Here is a 19378-nt window from a genome sequence, read left to right as displayed (position 1 = left end):
ACCGTTAAAGAAAATCCTTTACAGAGTGGCAACCTCCACTACCTTTATTGATAATTATTATCAATAAAGGAGGAATGGACTTGCAACCTAAAAAAGTAATTTTTTTATCAATGATCATTTGTTATATCGGATTCGGGGTTATTATCCCAATTCTTGCACCTTTAATTCGAGAGATTGGGCTTCAGGAAAGACACGCTGGAATTGTTATTTCTATCGCTGCCTTAGTATTATTACTAGCGGCTCCTTTCTGGGGAATACAAAGTGATCGGATAGGTCGGAAAAAGGTCATGGTGATTGGATTTGTTGGTTTCTCATTTAGTTTAGCCTTTTTCGCCTTTTTAGGATGGATGGGGATGAAGGATTTATTACCAATCAATGTCGTGTTCTTCCTATTACTCAGCTCGAGGATTATGTTTGGCTTCTTTTTCCCAGCAATTTCAGCATCCTCACAGGCATTGATGGCAGATATCACTTCTGTGCAAGAAAGATCAGCAGGTATGGCGATGATAGGTGCAGCTACAGGCATTGGCTTTATTATTGGCCCTGCCCTAGGAGCACTCCTATCAACAATTAATCTAATTTTCCCCGTCATTATTACAGCTATCCTTGCATTAATCGCTGTCATTTTGATAGCCATACAAATCCCTAAAACAGAGTCGACTGCAGTTGCCAATAAACGCAATAAAATTAAATTAACAACTAGTGGTCTTCGTCCCTATCTACTTATTGCTACGAGTGTTATGTCAATGATTGTTATGCTTCAAGTAACATCTGGATTTTTTATACAGGATCGATTTTCATTAGATTCTAAGGAAACAGCAGTCTGGGTAGGTATTGGTATGTTTGCCGTTGGTATCATGATGGCACTTGTGCAAATGACTATTATTCAAAAACGGCAGTATTCACCACGTAGGCTGGTACGTATCGGGTTGCCTATACTTCTACTTGGGTTTGTCCTATTAATCGAGTGGAATCATTTAGCTGGATTTGTTATTGCCTTTATGCTATTTGGTATTGGTGGAGGTTTTCTAATGTCAGGTTATACAGCGGGCATTTCCCTGGCAGCTGGAAAGGCAAATCAGGGAGCAGCTGGCGGTTTAACAGCAGTTGCTACTGGAATTGGCTCATTAGTTGCACCAATTGTTGGGACAGAGTTATATCGTATACATCCAGATACACCTTATTGGATTTGCATTACAATCAGTCTCCTACTAATTATATTTGTATATTCCTCACATAAGGGCTTAGTCATTGACCATACTGCAAAGAAAGAGGTAAGTGATAACAAAGCATCTCTTGTATAATTATTTCATCGTTTTCATTCAAAAAAGCTGCCATTCTAGTAATTAAAAAACTAGTAAGCAGCTTTTTTCTTTTATCATCTTTATTTTGTCGTTGTCAATCAATTTCGTCTTGGCGTAATTGTTGCTGTCGCTTCGCTTTCGCTACAGAAAACATTTGTTGCTGTCGCTTCGCTTTCGCTACAGATAAACAATGCGTCCGGATTTTGAATTATGCCCGTCATTCCCTTTAAAATCCGTGACATCCGCGAATAAATGTCATTGTAATTATTCAGATGAAACATCTCATGGAGTAAAGCGTATATGTAGATAGTATATAAAAGAAACTTTCAGAAAGGAGCCTTTTACAATGAACAATGCTATCAATCAATCGACCTTGGATGAGCTAGTCGCTCAGGCAGTTAAAAAAAAGAATATTGTGAATGTCGTGTTATGTGTAGAAAAAGGGGATAATTCATTTTCTCAAGTGGCTAGTGCAGGCAATATGGAGGATGATTCCCCATATTTTCTTGCAAGTGTCACGAAATTATATATTACAGCAAGCATCTTGAGGCTAAGGGCAGAAAATAAGATAAATTTAGATGATAAAATCTCAAAATATCTTTCTAAAGATGTAGTAAGCCGAATTCATGTGTTTAAAGAGATTGACTATTCAAATGATATTACAATCAAACATTTGATGTCTAATACTTCAGGAATTCCAGACTATTTTACTTCTGAGGTTTTTTTAGAACTAGTAAATGACAAGGATCAATCTTGGCCATTTGATAAAACAATTCATTCTGTGAAACAAATGAAACCAAAATTTAAGCCTGGACAAAAAGGAAAGGCACATTATTCTGATACGAATTATCAGATTTTGGGTGAAATTATTAAAACGATTACAGGAAAATCAATTCAGGAAGTATTTAAGGAATTTATTTTTGATGAATTAAATCTTAAGCATACCTATGTTTATGAGGATAGCAATGATTCAAAACCACTTCCATTAAATTACAAATCTAAACAACTCCATATTCCTCAATACATGTCTTCTATACCTGCAGAGGGAGGTATTATCTCTACAGCTAAGGAATCAATGATTTTTGTAAGAGCATTCTTTAACGGTAAACTTTTTCCGAAAAGTGATTTTAATGAATTATTAAATAGCTTTAATTTCCTCTTTGTTCCTGGACAATTTTATTATGGAATAGGCATAGCAAAACAGCCGATCTCTCTTTTTTCCTTTAAAGATGGATTAATCGGTCATTGGGGACAATCTGGGGCATTTGCGTTTTATTTACCGAAAAAGGATCTTTATTTTACAGGAACGGTTAATCAAATTGTAGGTCATAATGTAGCCGCCCAGTTAATCACAAAGGTCATTAAACATTTTTAACTAACCTACTAAGGCTTCTAGCATGCATTTAAAGAAACAGGCTTTTGGATCATCCAAATTGAAAAAAGCAGACTCGTTTTTTGGGTCTGCTTTTCATTTTTTTTAAAAGGACATGTTGATGAATTTTATTCGTCATCAAGTAAATTATTGCTTCCATTCATTATAATCCTGTTCATTCCATTAAAATCTGAAGACTAGGAATCTCATCATAGTCATTTATTTGTTTATGCATTAACTTTTTACTTTTTGCTAGTACACAAATGACAAAATAAGGCTCTCCGTTAAAGCCTAATTTCCATTCGTGATGAGAGGATGGGTTAAACCATTGTAATTTTTTTAATACGAAGATATCACCTATTCATGATATGCAAAATACTTCCTTGTTTTATAAAACAAAGAAGTAGCATTTTCTTACTTTTTACTTGTAAGCCATTTGGTTAATTCTTCAACCTGAGCAAGGACAGCAGTTGGATCGTAATACCAAGAACGTTCCTCAGGCCAGATGTAAAGGTGATCATTTTTTACTGCTGGTAGGCTACTCCAAATTGGATCTTTCTTGAAATCCTCAAGCGTCCGAGTATCGGCAGTCAAAATAATATAGTCACCTGCGTATTCTGTTAGCATCTCCTCTGAAATCTCTGCCCACTGCTTTTCCATAATTTCATCGGCAAATTTTGCAGGTGGCTTTCGTCCGAGTGCCTGATAAACTGGCTGTCCACCACGACCAAAGTTATCGCCATAAACATACAGTTTTTTGCCCGCATCTTCAATTATTGAAAAGCTTGCATCTGCTGATATTATCGCATCTACCTGTGCTTTAGCATCAGCAATTTTTTGATCATACTGCGCTAACCATTCCTTTGCTTCCTGCTCCTTGCCTAGTAATTGACCAAAGTATGTAAGTTCTTCATGTGCATTTTTTAATTCACCATAAGGAATCACAACGGTTGGAGCAATTTTACTTAACGCCTCATAATTATCTCCGTTGCCTGTAATGATTAAATCTGGTTTTAAGCCTATAATTTTTTCTGTGGATGGCTTCCCATAGGTGCCAATGCTCGTAACCCCTTTTAAAGCATCCTTTAAATAATAATTTTCAAGTGTTAATCCAGGTGCACCAATAGGCTTTTCATTTAACACGATTAAAGTAGCAATATATTCTTCAGCAACGATACGCTTAGGGTTTATGGGAATTTCAATTTCTCCATTCATAGTTTGTACCTTTTTTGTATCTGCTGATTCACTCTCTTTAGTGGCTGAGGTAGTTGTATTCCCACAAGCCGTTAATAAAAGCAGTAATCCAAGAAAAAGTGAAGCCATGATTTTTCTTCTTTGTAAAAGCAATATTATCCCTCCACACAACGTAAATGATAACTATTCTCATTTATTGTAGAAGAGTATACTATAAATGTCCATGCATGAAAGTGATCTATTTCCATGTACTTTTATGATGTCAATACTCTCATCAATTCTTTCAGCTGAGCGGCTGTTGACAATGGGTCATATCCATAAAATAACTCATACTGATTGATAAAATACACTTGTTTCCTGCTTACAGCCTCCATAGACCGCCATTGTTCTGAGTGTAGCAACTGCATAAGACGTTTTTTCTCAAAGTCTTGCTTAGGAGTAGCCGTGATAAAAATATGATCTGCTGGAAAATAAACAAGCTCTTCTATTTCTGCTGGAAAAAAACCAGATTCCCTAATACTTTGTCCAACAATCGAATTCGGTCGACTAAATCCTAAATCATCATATAATATTTGACTCCCCCTACCATAGCTACTATCTAGACAATAGGCTGCATGGCTACCTATCTCCCAGACAATTGCAGTACCTCTTTGACCAATCCGTCGATCAAGGATATGATTATAGTCCGCTAACTGTTCATTATATTGATAAAGCCATTCTTCAACTAAATCCTGTTTATCAACAATGCTTGCGATAAGGCGAAATTGTTCTCGCCAGCTAAACTGCATACACGGAAGCTCGAATACAGGTGCCAACGAAAGTAATGCTTTTCTCTCTCTTTCACCAGTATAGTTAATAATGACGTCTGGACATGCTGCTATAATTTCTGCATAAATTGTGGCAGCATCATACTCATAACCTTTTAGCTTATATACAGGAGGAACAGGCTTTAAGCTCTCAATATATGGTGAAAATACACCTAATTCAGGCATAATCCCAAGAGCTAATAAACATGCTGTATGATTTGTGTTCAGGGCAACAACACGTTTCGATTTTTGATTATAAACTGAAGGCGATACACCAACGAGCTGTTTAAATTTCCTACTTAAATAGGTACCTTCTCGATAGCCAACATCTCGCGCAAGGTCATCCAATTTTGGCATTTCAATCAATAGCTTTTTTTGGGATTCACGGACTCTTAGTAAAGTTAAGTATTTAGTAAATGGATAACCGGTATGCTTAAGAAATGTGCGCGAAAAATGTTCTGGACTCACCTGAGCCTTTTTCGCCATTTGTTCACGCGTCAATTCTTCCTGAAAATGTAAATGAATATATGCTAGTGCTATTTCAATCCATGATTCTTCTTTTTGCTGTATAGATTCATTTAATTCGGTATAAATCGTCTCTAACAAGTCAGCGAATAACTTCTGTAGGCGGAATGGGTGCGTTTTTTTAATAGCCCTTTCTTCCTTCTCTATTTCCAATGCCAGACTCATAATCTTATAGGAACAATCTTGAATCATGGAGATTTCTTGAAATAAGTTGGATTCTCTTACTCCAAACGGGCGATACTCGATGACTATTCCATTCACATTGCTATTATTGGGAATATGAAAATTACTGATATGATCCCAAAACATTATGGTTCTAGCGTGAAGCTCAATTTGCTGATTTTGAAGAGTATAGCTAACACTACCATCATAAACGATAATGATACATGGTAATGGAGATGAATGTTTATAGGTATCTAGCATATCTTCTAAATGAATTATTTGTATAGGCTGATAAAAAATATGGGAAAGTAGGCTGTTTGCTATAGACATCTTTTTCTATCCTCCTAAAACGCCAAATTGATATTGATTATCAATTTCATTATAATGAAGTAGAATTTAAAAAAGCAAACTAGTTAGGCATCTTTATGAATTATGTTTAATCCCTTTCTAAAGAATTAATAATATTCAATAGTATCATCTCAGCTCCTCCTTTTTAAAAACAGAGAAAGGCATTAGTTTGCATTTTATATGACTGGGAAATCTCATCCTACAACAATCGAAACTAGCGAATATCTTTCACCCAAAAATCACTCTTCTCCCATATCTTTAGCTGATCTTCTACTTTTTTCATAGATTGCTCCTCTCGGTAAAAGGCTGAGAAAATTTCTTTAATACCTCACTAGGATTTATTCCATACTTCCCCTTAAACGCTTCAGCAAAATGGCTTGGATTGGAATAGCCCACTGCATTGGCAACCTCTGTTACATTCATTGTGCCATTTTGTAGTAAATAACTAGCCTTCTCTAAGCGTTTCTCACGTAAATAGCCAAACACTGTTGTGCCAAACATTTCTTTAAAGCCCTTTTTTAATTTAAAATCATTTAATCCGATTAAACGCGACAATTCCATTAAGGATGGTGGATTCATCATATTTTCAATTATAATAGCCTGTGCATGACGTATCTTTTCCCTATCACTATTTGAGAATTCCGTTTGATTAATAGGGTGGCTGAGAAAAGTTTGAAATGTTCTCATTATCAGTTGTAAAACTGTATATTCAAGCTCTAAATTTGTCATTTTTTTAGCAGCAATAGCATGCAACATTTGTTTTAAAATAAGCGTATCAATCGCATCAATTTTTTCCTGAAACAGGCGATAGGAGGTCCCTTTAAGAACCTTACCAAAATTTAAAGAACTCTCACCAATACCATCTATCTTATCCATATAATGATTAAAGGTTGAAACTGGAATACCAATACCAACCATTTGATAGGATTCATTTTTATTGAATAAAAAACTTGCCTCTACTTGTTCAATAAATTGTAATGAGCATGTTCCTGCAGTTATTTCATAGGCACAACCCGAAACCTGAACTTCCCTTGTTCCTTGTAGACAGAAGCTAATTTCTACCATAGGCTTGGCTGTAAGCATATCCATTCGATGCTCTTTGTAAAATGAATAATCAGAAACGACCACTTCCAAATCCTGACGAGGACTAAGTCGATGAATAGCTCCATCTTTTACACTTGACTGAAAAGCCATGTAATCTTGTGGTATTTCCTGCAGATTCAGTATTTCGAATGCATGATAAAAATGATTAAAATTTTGATGAAAGTCAACTTTCATTGAGGTTGTCACCATCCTTCAGTTCTTTATCGAGAATGATTATCAATAGTTAACCAAAGTATAGCAAACAGATTGACTTTTAGCTATCAATTATGTCCTAGCGTAAATACGTGAAATCCAGTGGGTGCTTTAGCGTTCCTGTATATTTTCACCCTTAAGAATAGTTGTCAAAAGTAGTGTGAAAAGGAAAACGACTGCACCAAAGCCATAAGCCATTTTAAAACCTCCTGCATATTCGATTAGCCAACCAGCAATTCCCGGTCCCATCATTTGACCAACCGCATAGAAAATGGAAATAAAACCTATGGCAGATGCTACATATGAAGGTGACACCTGTTGGCTAGCCTTCATTTGAATCAAAACAAGAACTCCGCCAAGTGAAGAGCCCCATATGATGGAGGATAAGATAAACCCTCCTGCATTTTCTAGCATAATAGGCAGGAGATCTCCTATAACAGAAAACAGCAATGCTGCTATTAAAGCTTTTTTTACACCGATTTTATCAGCCAACATTCCCCAAAATGGAGCTCCTCCAATAGAAACGATGCCTGCCATTGCATAAATAGAGCCTGCTGTAGCAGTTGAGATGCCAAGCTCCTTCATATAGCTTGTCTGATATAAATTAGGGATAAGATAGACCAGTCCAACAGCGAAATACATACCTGCAATCATATACAACTCCTTACTTCGCCAAGCAACGTTACTATCTCCAGTAGTATCCTTTTCAGCTGTAGCCTGTGGTTGCTTTATCACCCAAAATGCTAACAACACTACTGCAATGGTCATGATTGCGAATATTAACCAGGCACCCCTCCAACCTAGCTCTGGAAACTGCTGTAGCATAAATGGCACGAGTAAGCCTGAAAATAGCATCCCAATACCAGCTCCGCTCATTAACAGTCCCATCACAGTGCCTCGTTTCTTTGGATACAGGCTAACGGCTATCGATAGTAGAGGTGTATAAACGAATGCACTTCCAGCCCCTGCTAAGAACAAAGTGATAGCCGACCACCAAAAGCCTGTGACAAATACTAGACCACCCAAGCCTAAAATAACAAGGCATCCTCCAACAAGCAGAACATTTTTTGCACCAATGCGCATTGATAGCATTCCCGAGAGCCCTACTGTTAGCAAATAGCCTAGAAAGAGCATTGTTCCAAGTAGCCCGGATTGTGTTGTTGACAGTGATAGCCCCTGCTGCATAAAGGGTAAGATAATACCATAGGCCATACGTGCAAACCCTGTCGTTGTGACAATTAATAACATACCAGTTGTAACAAACAGCCAAAAATTTCTCATTTCCCTTCATCCTCGATTCTTTGATAATTATTATCATTTAAAAACATGGTTAGTTTAATCTTTTTAAATATCGTTCTCCACCAATTGGCGGATATTTTAACGGTTACACGGATTTTACTTCCAAATGATCATCAATTAAGTTTTGGATAAAAATTAATGGAGCTTCTTTCATTTCTCCATTGTGAAAGTTAACTTGCTCCATTATGCTAACTAATGTCGATAATGATTCTCATTATCTATTAAATACTATTTCGGAGGACTAGGTATGAAAACGTTTAATAAATATATGCTCCTTTGTAGCGTATTGCTAACTTTAGGATTAGTACTTGCTGCTTGTAGCTCCAAAAATGAAACAGCAAAAAAAGAGGAAGAACAACCGGCTGAAAGCAATGTACGTGTTTATAAAGATTATTTAAATCATGAGGTGGAAATCCCACTAGAACCAAAGCGAGTGATTTATCATGGCGAGGGCTATGGTGATATTATCGCATTAGATGCCCAAACAGTAGGTGCAGGTTTCTCCTGGATTACTGATTATGCATGGGAGAAAGAAGTACATAATGTAGAGGATGTCGGTTTCCCAATCAATATTGAGAAAACTCTCGAGCTGAAACCAGACCTTATTATTGTTGCGACTTCAGATGAAAAGATCTATGAACAGCTATCTAAAGTGGCACCAACCATTGTAATCGATACCTTTGCACCTTTAGAGCAGCGTTTAACAGAACTTGGAGATATATTAAACAAGAAGGAAGAGGCAGAAAAATGGCTCAGCAATTATAAAGCGAAGGCAGATACAATGTGGAAATCCTTAGTTGACGAAGGAGTTTTAAAAGAAAATGAAACGGCATCTGTTTTAACCTACTATCCTGGGGATCGACTGTTTGTGATGGCACGTGCAGGTCTTTCACAGGTTCTTTACGACTCCAATGTCTTAAAGCCTGGCGACAACATACAACAAATCCTAGATGAAGGGACAGGATTTGCTGAAATCTCCACAGAGCTTCTTCCTGAGTATGCAGGAGATCGAATTTTCATCCTTACGCCAGTACCTGATGAAGCGAAACAGTCTACAAAGGAAATGATGGAAAGTCCCATTTGGAAGGGGCTCCCTGCTGTAAAAAATGGGCATGTTTACACAATTGACATTCGAAAAGCTGATAGTGATGCCTCAACTAGAGAATGGCTGCTAACTGAACTACCTAATATGCTAAAAAAATAAATAAAAGAAAGAGACATTTCATCTTTGTTGAAATGTCTCTTTACTTTTTATACAATATAGTTAATTGATAATGATTTTCATTTAGAAAGGAAGTCACTAATGGAAGATAAAAATTCAACTTCTTTTACCAAAGACTTACTTTTTCATTTAGAAGCTATTGACTGTATTACACAGAGCTATCCGTTTATTTCAACCTCTCATCATATGATGATTCTTTTTACGGATGGTTGTGGAACGTTAACGATTGATGATATTCCCTATCTTGTGACGAAGGGAAAAATATTCCTTGTACAGCCACATTCAATGATTGATTTATCGGGTATAACTAAAGATTTTCGTTTCTATAAAATTTCCTTTTCAGCTTTTCAGTTAGTACAAGGCCCCTCTCCATATATAGAACCCATTTTTTCTGAGCAAGTGGAATATACGTTATACCCGGCTACCCGCTTTACTCGACTAACAGAGGATTTGTATGCTATGAAGCCTCATTCGGATTATCTTAAACAACAAGTGATCTTGTATGAATTATTACATTTATTATTTGAGCATCAGCTTCATATGGATTACCAAGTAAATATTACCAAGGCTGTTGAACAAACAATTGACTATATACATAAGTATTATCAGCAGTCTTTACCAGTAAAAAAACTCGCTGATTTAGCCCATATCGCCCAATGGCAATACAGTGCAATCTTCCAAACCTTAACTGGGAAAAGGCCATTGGATTATATAACAGATTTACGCCTAAAAAACGCAAAGGAATTACTCCTACAAACAAATGAACCTTTAAAAGATATTGCCCAGCAGGTTGGATTTGATGATGAATATTATTTTAATCGCCGCTTTCGACAGATCGTTGGCATTCCGCCTAAGCAGTTCGCTCGTCAATATAAGCAAAGGACTATTGTTAAAGATTGGACAGGGCATGAAGTAGAAATTCCTGCCACACCTCATCGAATTATTTATCATGGAGAAACATTTGGGGATATGTTGATTTTTAATGTACAGCCAATAGGTGGTGACAAAAAATCGATTAGCAAATCATTTTATAAAAATCACGTACCTAATGTGCAAGATGTGGCATTTCCAATTAACATTGAAAAATCTTCAAAGCTGAATCCAGATTTAATTATTTTTACAAATAATGACGAGCAGCAATATCAGTCTTTATCATCTATTGCTCCAACCATTACACTCAATTCCTGGGATTCCTTGGATGAACGCATTCTTCTACTAGGGCAGTGGCTTGGCCAACAACAACGGGCAGAAGATTGGCTAACACATTTTAGACTACAAGAAAATACAATGTGGCAGCAGCTACAAAAAGATGTAAAGCCTGATGAAACGGCTACTGTTTTTACTTTTGATCATGGTAAACGGCTATTTGTTATGGGCTGTACAGGTCTATCCCCTGCGCTTTTTCATCCATGTGGATTTCAGCCTCATAGACAAGTAAAAAAATTACTACAAGCCGGGAAAGGCTATAAGGAAATACCAATTGATCACTTACCTCAGTACGCTGGTGATCGAATCTTTATGCTATTATCTGACAAGCCTGAATCGCAAATAGCAACTATGGAATTGCTCAAAAGTGATAGTTGGAAAGAACTTTCTGCTGTTCAAAATAACCACGCTTATTTGATTGACGCAACAAAATGGAATTACAACGATGCCTTTACAAGAGAGAAATTACTGGGTGCATTACCGAAGCTATTGGTTAATGTAAAATAATTTTCACACTAACATATAAGAGGTGACTTGTTAACATGAAAACCGAAAGTGCTACAGATACGATGACAACTCAAATATCATTAAAGGATATCCGAAATTATATTGCAAAACACCATCATCAGCCTCTAACGATTGATCATTTAGCTTTCATATCTGGTCTCAGTTCCAGTTATTTTGGGGAGGCATTTAAAAAGGAATTCGGGCAAAGTGCTACTGATTATTTAACAGAGTTACGCATTGGACATGCCAAACAATTACTTCGCGATACTGACTTATTGTTACGTGATATTGCTAGTAAGGTTGGCTACAGTGACGAGTTTTATTTCAGTCGAAAATTTAAAAAAGAGGTTGGAGTTTCACCATCCTCTTATAGCAAAATAGCCCGTCGGCGTATCTCCACTTTTTCTGTGTCCACTACTGGGAATTTATTAGCACTGGGAATAATACCTGTCGCTGCGCCACTCAATGCTAAATGGAGTCCATATTATTACAACCATTACCAGGATAAAATTCATGTGCCTTTAAATATATTTGACGCGGAATCGGAGGATAACTTTAGAAAATTAGCATCTGCAAAGCCAGATATTCATATTTTTCAGGAAGAGCCCTCCCTATCAATGCTACATTGGCTTGAATCAATTGGCGTCAAACATGTGACGATTAAAGCACAGGATTGGAAAACTCAATTAACAGAAATAGCTGACGCCATCAACAAACAGAGCGCTTGTAAACATTTCATTCAAACGTACGAGCAAAAAGCATTACAGGCAAAGCTAGAGATCAAACGAGCGGTTGGAAAGGATACTTTCGCTGTACTCCGATTATGTGGAGATCAATTATTTTTATATTGTAATAAAGGAATTCAGAATGTTCTTTTTACAGATTTGCAGCTTCATCCTATTGATGCTCAACAAGAAACATGTAACGAGCTTATCACTCTTGAACAGCTTTTAGACATAAATCCAGATCGTTTGCTATTCATCATTTGCCCCGATACGGCCACTCGAAATTATTGGCTCGCTTTACAATACCTTGATAGTTGGAAAGAGTTACAGGCTATAAAAAATGGACATGTGTATATTTTGCCATCGAATCCTTGGTTTGAGTACTCTGCTATTGCCATTAATCGAATGTTAGATGAAACATTGTTAATGTTAACCGGAAAAAATCCAAATCCCTTTCCTGTTCCAGTCCATGGCTTCCTTTCTAACACTGAATTATAATTCCATTTGAGAATCATTATCAGTAAAAGGAGACCTTGATGAACAATGAACATAAACTGTCGTTATCACTATCAAACAATTTTAAAATCTATCTTTGTATTCGCCTCTTTATTACTTGTTATTGGCGTACTTACTGCCTGCAATGCTCAATCAAGTAATAAAGAAGAAGAGGTAGTAATACAGGCAGCTTCGGAAAGCACGAAGGAGCAAAAAGATGTTTATCCATTAACAGTAAAGGATGAGCTTGGAAATGACGTGACATTACCTGCTAAGCCGACAAAAATATTTGCGCCTGTCATGGAAGATTCGCTGCTTGCTTTAGGCATTAAACCCATGATGCAATGGTCAAATGGCGTGAGGCCACAGCTCTATTTGCAGGATCAGTTACAAGGTGTACCAGAAATCAGCTTTGCAAGTGGTCCTCCATCTGCAGAGGCGATTATGGCAAACAAACCAGATATAATTATATTGCACAACTCTTTTTATCTTGAAAACGGCACTTATGAAAAATATGCAAAGATCGCCCCAACATACGTATTCAAAAATGCAGCAAGTGATTTAGAAGGTTCTATTAAAGTATTAGGGCAGCTACTTAATGAACAAGATAAGGCTGAGCAAGCATTACAAAGTTATCAAGAGAAGGTAGATGCTGCACAAGCGAAGCTAGCTGCTATTACTAAAGGGAAAAAAGTGGCGTTAATTCGCTTTAATGCGAAAGGTATGTTCTTCATGACTGATGAGTATTTCAGTGGCTATGTATTAACGCATGAATTAGGCTTTGAACAAAGCAGTTTAGTGAAGAATGGTGCCTTCGAGGTGTCATTAGAAATTTTACCAGAGCTTGATGCCGATTATATTTTCCTTATTAATGATGGCAATCTTGGCGATGAATTTTTAAATGAATTTAAAGAAAGTAAAATTTGGCAAAGTACAACGGCTTTCAAAAACAATCAAGTTTACGAAACAGCAGGAGATTATTGGCTAAATGGGGGCATTCATGCACAGGGAAAAGTCATAGATGATGTATTGGAGTTTTTAACGCCATGAAAACAATGACAAAGAAACCCTATGTATCAAAAGACTATTTTGAATACATGATGACTTCCCAACAGCAGTTAGACTATCGAATATTGATTGCGCCCCCAACAGACGAGCCGCCAGCAGATGGCTATGCTGTGGTATACGTCTTAGATGGTGACGCACTTTTTCCAACACTTGCAGAGGCAGTGAAGCTACAAACAAGAAAACCAAAAGGCTTTGACCCCATTCTTGTTATAGGTATTGGCTATCCCTCAAAGGAGCCATTTGATATGGAACGACGATGCCTTGATTTTACACTACCTGTAGATGAGGAAAATCTACCACCTCGTCCTGATGGTACGCCTTGGCCTCCTAATGGCAAGGCGAATGATTTTCTAGATTTTATCGAACATGAATTGATGCCTAAGGTGGCAAAGGAATGGCCCATTAATAAAAGTAAACAAGGCATTGTGGGGCATTCATTAGGTGGTCTTTTTACTCTATATGCTTTATGTGCAAGACCTTATTTATTTACGCACATCATAGCTGGAAGTCCCTCAGTTTGGTGGGCTGATAATGCTGTGTTAAAAGAAATGGAGAGATTTAGTGAAATTTGGAATGGGAATCATACTATCAATCTACTGCTCACAATTGGTGCCAATGAACTGGCTGATATGCTTGAAGGGGCTGAGCAAGCAGCAGAACGAATGAAGCGTTTAAGTGACAAGAATATTCGCACCAATTTTGTGAAGTTCGATGAGGAGGATCATGTTAGTGTTCTTCCCTGTATGCTTAGCCGAATCCCCCGATTTTTAAATACCTGATGACAATGAAAACCCCAAGTGACGAATCCTCCACACTTGGGGTTATATTTATAGCATCAAAATGCTGTATGACGAAGTCGGTACTTGAGCATATCCTCTTATGAATTTTGATGTGACAATACTTTCATCAATACTAATGTCTGATACTTTTGATAGGATAAGTATTTTTTGTAAATACACTTTGTTACTCTCTCGTATAGCCCGTAGTTCTTAGTTGAGTTTTTTTCAATGCCAACAAATTAAAGTTTATAAATAAAAGCCAAACAACTGTAGCTCTCTACAATTGTTTGGCTTTTAATATCTCTCCAAATTACTTTATTGATAAATTGATTATAACGTTTTAGAATCTTTAAAGTGTGAACTAAAACTTTAATTAGATGTCTATTATACGATTTTGATTAAGGTTTTCTCTCAATTTTAATATATTTCTGTTGGTCGTTTGTATCTAATACGCCTTGAGAAATATTACCGTATTTATCGACAGTTGCAAAGTAAATACGGTCACCTTCCATAAATACTTTATTCAGATTAGAAGACTTCGTTGTTAATACCGATCTTTGTGAGTTATCTGATGAATTTTCAGGTTTACCAGTACCTGCAACTGAAATACCATTAGCAATACCAGGAACAGCTTGTCCAGCCGCTATTTGGTCAGCATGCTCACCTGCAAAAATAATTTCTTCTGCGGTTAAGTCTCCAGGAACAACATTTACACGGACTGCATAATAGAATTTTACATCATCTCCTGCGTTTGCAAGTTGATACATAAACTCAAGCTCTCTGTAAGAATGGACATTCCCCACTGAGATATTCCCCATTAATGTAGCTGATCTGAATGCCACACCTGATTTTTGGTATACATATTTTCCAAAATCCTCAACATTGAATTTATTACCCGTGTAACCTGTAATATTGTAATCGACTGCTTCATTTTTCATCTTCACTGTAAATGTTTTATCTGCCGTATTTGGTGCCACTGGTTTGATAATCAACTTACTTTCATCTGTTGTTTTTGTACCTTGTGTATACTTAACAAATTGATATTGAGACGTAATATCTTGACCTGATTCATTCGTAATTGTAAGTAAATTTAAATTGTTTATTAAAGAATTACCATTTTCATCGCGCATAATGGCTTCACTAAATGTAATCGTAAATGTATCATCTGGATTACGATAAACAATATTACGTTTCTTTTGACCATCAACTGTCATTTCAATACGTGGTGGTGTACCATCAGAATAGAAATTTTCTCTCATCCAACCCATACTTGATTCATCGTAACCATCGGAAGTAGCGTTAGATCTGTACACTGTTATATTTCCATACGTATCTGCAGCACCAAAATACACAACATATTCCTTATGCGGCTCTAAAGTTACACCTGTAGCTTCAGATAATGGGAATGATCCCTTTCCACTTTTCTTAACACTTGGGCTACTTCTTAATTTTTCCTCTAAGAATTTGCGTTCAGCAGGTGTATCAATTTTTAGATTTGCCGAATCATTTGTTGTGCCATCTGCATTTTTCTTCGGTACAAACCAATAATGAAGCTCTGTTGTTTCATCAGTATCAAAGGAAATCATAGCTTTCGTATCATCATTTTCTTTAGGTTTTACTACTAAATTTTTAATTAACGGCGCTCTTGTATCACCAATCATTTCCTTAGAGGTAATTTTCGAAAGTTCCCCGCCACGATCCTTTAAGACCATATACACGGAATAGCTTAAGAAAGGATTCAGCTTATCTTTGGAAATAGTAATTGGGAATTTTTTTGTTTTTTCCTCTAAATCCGCTGGACCCGAGCCACGGTCAATATATATATCCTTCCCGCCAATTTGGAAATAGCCTGATTTTAAATTTGATTCATTTGCAAACTCATTCACAAAATCACGTTCTGTAATGCCCTTGTCTGTTAAATATTGCTTAAACGTTTTTACTTCTCCATTGTCTTCAACAGTATCAGGTAGCACCATATAATAATAAGTACCAGCCTTACTTGGCTTAAATTCTACTTCAGAACGTCTATAGTTATCATTTTGATCTGGCTTACTAACTACATTTTCAATCGTTATGACAGGCATATCAAATTTTTCATGGATATATTCCGCATAGTTTCTCACCGGTTTGCCAGGGTCAACGGTATTGACATTTTCAAAATCATTACCCGCTAAATCCTTTACGCCCGGTAAAACAGTAGCGCGCAATGTATCACCGTACACAAAGCCTGTTTCAGAAGGAATCGTTAATAATACTTTTTTATCCCCTTCTTTATATTCTACTGCCGAAGGTTTAATTTTATTTTGTCCTGTTGTGTTAACAATAACTGTCCCTGATAAATCATAGTTGTTTATATTACGAGCGCTTTCAGGATCTAATGCTTCGTTTAAATATAAATAAAATTGATTTGCTTTTCCTGCTGGTTCTAGCTTCGTCTGCTCAACATAAGGATGAATATTATCTAATGCACTTGTCGTAAACTCTTTGATAGCCTCCTTCGGAATAGGGTCTACCGAATAGTTACCTGATGCATCCTTCATTACTACGTAGAGCTGATACACTTCTTCGGCCTCTAAGCCTGTTAAAATCTCCGTAATTCCTAGTTTACCTGCAACAGCCTTACCTGTACCTGTTGGCTTCGCTACTATATCTGCGGTTGTCGGATCAGCTGCAGTTGTCTTTTTCCGAACATAGTAGTAGTAGTCCCCTGGCTCGCTTGCAGTAAATGTAAACTCTGCTCGTTTTCCACCATGTAAAGGATTCACTTTTAGAGATTTTACTACTGGCGGTGACGCATCCTTCATCTGGAAGGATTCTGATTTAAGATCAGAAACATTTTTCGCACCATCTACAACCATTATATAAATAACATATTCTTTTTTCTCACCTAGATTTGTCACTTTAAAGGTGTTGTTATTTAATACAGCCGAACCTGTTCCACTTGCAACATTATCAGTAGAAACACGATCAACCATTTCTCGTTTTGTTGGTGGTTCAGTGTCCTTTTCTCGAACTATATAGTAATACGTGCCGACTTTATCTGAAGTAAAATCTACCTGTACATCACTACCATTCAATACAGATACTTTTGTGATATTAACAACAGGCTTAGTTTTATCAGCAGGCTTTTGGTTTTCAATATCATCCTTATCGATTGGTTTACCATCTGGATCTGTGATACTACCAATATTATCTTTATCCTCTAAGAAATCATCGAAGATATTATTTGGTGATTCACCCTTCGGTATAATGACTTTGTCAATATACGTGTATGGACCAATATCCACCCAGCCAAATGCATTATCCACATACAGTGTACCCACTCGACCGTCTATATAAAGCTCTAAATCTGTAAAGCTATTGTAGTTAATCCAGTCGATATTGCTATCTCCATAGATTGTCAGCTTTGTTTCTGTATCAAGGTTTAGTGTTCCAATGTCACCTTGAATTTCAAATTCACGAACACTTCCGATAATATCTACACGCGGTAGCTTAGTATTCGTTTCAATTTTAGTACCGCTTTGAGATACAACTAAACGCGAGACAGTGCTGTTATAAAATTCAAGATGTTTTTCCACATTTTTCATGGTCACTTTTTCTTTAGACCAGTTAACAAACGGTTTGTTTTTATCTGGGTTCTTCTCTGAATTTTGATTTGTCCAATTTTGAAGATCAGACGATGAATTGCTATTGGACGAGGACGAGCTCTCCCCATTTTGATTTTCTGGATTTGACCAGTTAATAAATGAAAAATTCGTACTTGCTGTGCGCCCAATTGATAATGGCTTATAGCCAGAAACATTTAAATGTAAAGGAGGACGCACTGTTTCGTTTACTAGCATTGTGCCAGTCAATGTAATATTAGAAAATCCAATATAGTTTCCATTGACAACAATGGTTGCACCAAATGAACCATACTCACCGTCAAAATCTAAAAATTTTGAGCTTGTGCCGCTTGCATTCAATGTTAGCTTTGAAACAGATTGAATAGTCTTCCCAGCTAAATTACCTTCAATAATTGCTCCCTGTAAAACAGGTGCATTATACTCATTAAAAACGTTTGCTAAATTGTCAGGTACCGTGTAAGGCTCAGCATTTATGTAGACTACATCATCTTCAATACCCGTAATCTTGTAAGAGGATGCATTCCCCTTTTTATCTTGTGCACGAACAATGAAAGAGGCAATCTGACCACGAGTTACTGGATTAAATGGAGAAAATGTAACTGGCGTAGTTCCTTCTGTAACTTTTAAATCCACTAATGTTTGAATATAAATGGCATTACTCGTTTGGCTATTAACATCCTGAAAGCTATGATTATAATTTGAAGCTACCTCAAATTTAAATCCAAGCACTAGCATTTTTGCTAATTGGCCACGTGTAATAACTTCATTTGGCATAAATGTTCCATTCGAATATCCAGACATAATCCCTGCATTTTGTAATGCCGCTACGTATTTGTAATATTCACTACCTTTTGGAACATCCTTGTAATAAGGATCCTGTACATTTTTTAGGTCTAACTTTAAGACAGTAGCCAGCATTTTAGCTGCCTGACCTCTTGTTACATTTTGATTTGGTCGGAAGGTATTGTCTGCAAACCCACTAATCGCACCCTGAGAATATAATTTTAAAATATTATCATAGTGACTTGAATATTGATCGATATCCTTAAACGGTGAGGTAGCTGCTTCTGCCTTTTGTGGCGGTGGCACTACTAAAGCAATTCCGCTAGTAGCAAAGACAGTTGCAATAAGTGCTTTGTTCACTTTTTGGATTTTGGTTTTATCCATTCCACTCATCCTTTCACTTTATGGATTTTGATACGCACAAATATCAATTTCATCATACCCTTTATATCGACAGCAAATTAGAAAACCTTCATAGTTAATTCTAAAATACTAGTAGAAAGTCACGCATTAATCGGTGCTTTGTGAATTTAAAGTGTACATTTGAGCAGTGAGTACGCCTTTTAAGATTTCCCTGTCCTATTAAGCAACTTTATGAGCATAATTCATTCATTTTTCTTATGGGATTCCTACACAAAAAAACCAAGGAGCATCGGTGCTC

At 36.7% G+C, this 19378-nt stretch carries 13 protein-coding genes; 7 read left to right on the top strand and 6 right to left on the bottom strand.

The window, feature by feature from the left end; genetic code table 11:
• The first annotated feature begins 80 nt into the window (after nt 1-80).
• The gene (locus tag AC2CGN_RS20840) at nt 81-1304 is read left to right on the top strand and encodes an MFS transporter (protein WP_484516002.1); all 1224 of its coding nucleotides are present in this window, start codon (nt 81-83) and stop codon (nt 1302-1304) included.
• A 98-nt stretch (nt 1305-1402) separates the two neighbouring features.
• Here AC2CGN_RS20840 and AC2CGN_RS20835 read toward each other — a convergent pair whose 3' ends face one another.
• Nucleotides 1403-1546 (bottom strand): hypothetical protein, encoded by a 144-nt coding sequence (locus tag AC2CGN_RS20835; protein WP_484516000.1) that lies wholly within the window; start codon nt 1544-1546, stop codon nt 1403-1405.
• Nucleotides 1547-1650: 104 nt separating this feature from the next.
• Here AC2CGN_RS20835 and AC2CGN_RS20830 point away from each other — a divergent pair, with 104 nt between their 5' ends.
• Nucleotides 1651-2679 carry a serine hydrolase domain-containing protein gene (locus AC2CGN_RS20830; RefSeq protein WP_484515999.1) on the top strand — a complete coding sequence of 343 codons (1029 nt, stop codon included), beginning with the start codon at nt 1651-1653 and terminating at the stop codon, nt 2677-2679.
• Nucleotides 2680-3090: 411 nt separating this feature from the next.
• Here the strand turns inward: AC2CGN_RS20830 and AC2CGN_RS20825 are convergent, their stop codons facing one another.
• The 4 genes from AC2CGN_RS20825 to AC2CGN_RS20810 all read right to left on the bottom strand — a co-directional run bounded on the left by AC2CGN_RS20825 (nt 3091) and on the right by AC2CGN_RS20810 (nt 8288).
• The gene (locus AC2CGN_RS20825; RefSeq protein WP_484515997.1) at nt 3091-4023 is read right to left on the bottom strand and encodes an ABC transporter substrate-binding protein; all 933 of its coding nucleotides are present in this window, start codon (nt 4021-4023) and stop codon (nt 3091-3093) included.
• A gap of 101 nt (nt 4024-4124) precedes the next feature.
• The gene (locus tag AC2CGN_RS20820; protein WP_484515995.1) at nt 4125-5693 is read right to left on the bottom strand and encodes a helix-turn-helix domain-containing protein; all 1569 of its coding nucleotides are present in this window, start codon (nt 5691-5693) and stop codon (nt 4125-4127) included.
• Between the two features lie 297 nt (nt 5694-5990).
• On the bottom strand, nt 5991-6989 hold the full coding sequence (locus AC2CGN_RS20815) for a helix-turn-helix transcriptional regulator (RefSeq protein WP_484515993.1): 999 nt from the start codon (nt 6987-6989) through the stop codon (nt 5991-5993).
• Between the two features lie 129 nt (nt 6990-7118).
• On the bottom strand, nt 7119-8288 hold the full coding sequence (locus tag AC2CGN_RS20810; protein WP_484515991.1) for an MFS transporter: 1170 nt from the start codon (nt 8286-8288) through the stop codon (nt 7119-7121).
• Between the two features lie 265 nt (nt 8289-8553).
• On the opposite strand from AC2CGN_RS20810, the gene AC2CGN_RS20805 reads away from it, so the two are divergent.
• From AC2CGN_RS20805 to AC2CGN_RS20785, 5 genes are all read left to right on the top strand, one after another.
• Nucleotides 8554-9510, top strand: a complete 957-nt coding sequence (locus tag AC2CGN_RS20805; protein WP_484515989.1) for an ABC transporter substrate-binding protein — start codon at nt 8554-8556, stop codon at nt 9508-9510.
• Nucleotides 9511-9609: 99 nt separating this feature from the next.
• Nucleotides 9610-11241, top strand: a complete 1632-nt coding sequence (locus tag AC2CGN_RS20800) for an ABC transporter substrate-binding protein (RefSeq protein ID WP_484515987.1) — start codon at nt 9610-9612, stop codon at nt 11239-11241.
• Between the two features lie 35 nt (nt 11242-11276).
• Nucleotides 11277-12464, top strand: a complete 1188-nt coding sequence (locus AC2CGN_RS20795; RefSeq protein ID WP_429983664.1) for an AraC family transcriptional regulator — start codon at nt 11277-11279, stop codon at nt 12462-12464.
• A gap of 45 nt (nt 12465-12509) precedes the next feature.
• Nucleotides 12510-13511, top strand: a complete 1002-nt coding sequence (locus tag AC2CGN_RS20790; protein ID WP_484515985.1) for an ABC transporter substrate-binding protein — start codon at nt 12510-12512, stop codon at nt 13509-13511.
• Nucleotides 13508-14308 (top strand): alpha/beta hydrolase, encoded by an 801-nt coding sequence (locus AC2CGN_RS20785; RefSeq protein WP_484515984.1) that lies wholly within the window; start codon nt 13508-13510, stop codon nt 14306-14308. The genes AC2CGN_RS20790 and AC2CGN_RS20785 overlap by 4 nt, the downstream gene beginning before the upstream one ends.
• Before the next feature lie 398 nt (nt 14309-14706).
• Here the strand turns inward: AC2CGN_RS20785 and AC2CGN_RS20780 are convergent, their stop codons facing one another.
• Complete coding sequence (locus AC2CGN_RS20780; protein ID WP_484515982.1) at nt 14707-19101, bottom strand: S-layer homology domain-containing protein; 4395 nt, start codon at nt 19099-19101, stop codon at nt 14707-14709.
• Nucleotides 19102-19378 lie beyond the last annotated feature (277 nt).

It is taken from the genome of Lysinibacillus sp. DFXJR4, from assembly GCF_057196045.1.
This window is presented reverse-complemented; position numbering and strand designations above follow the sequence as displayed.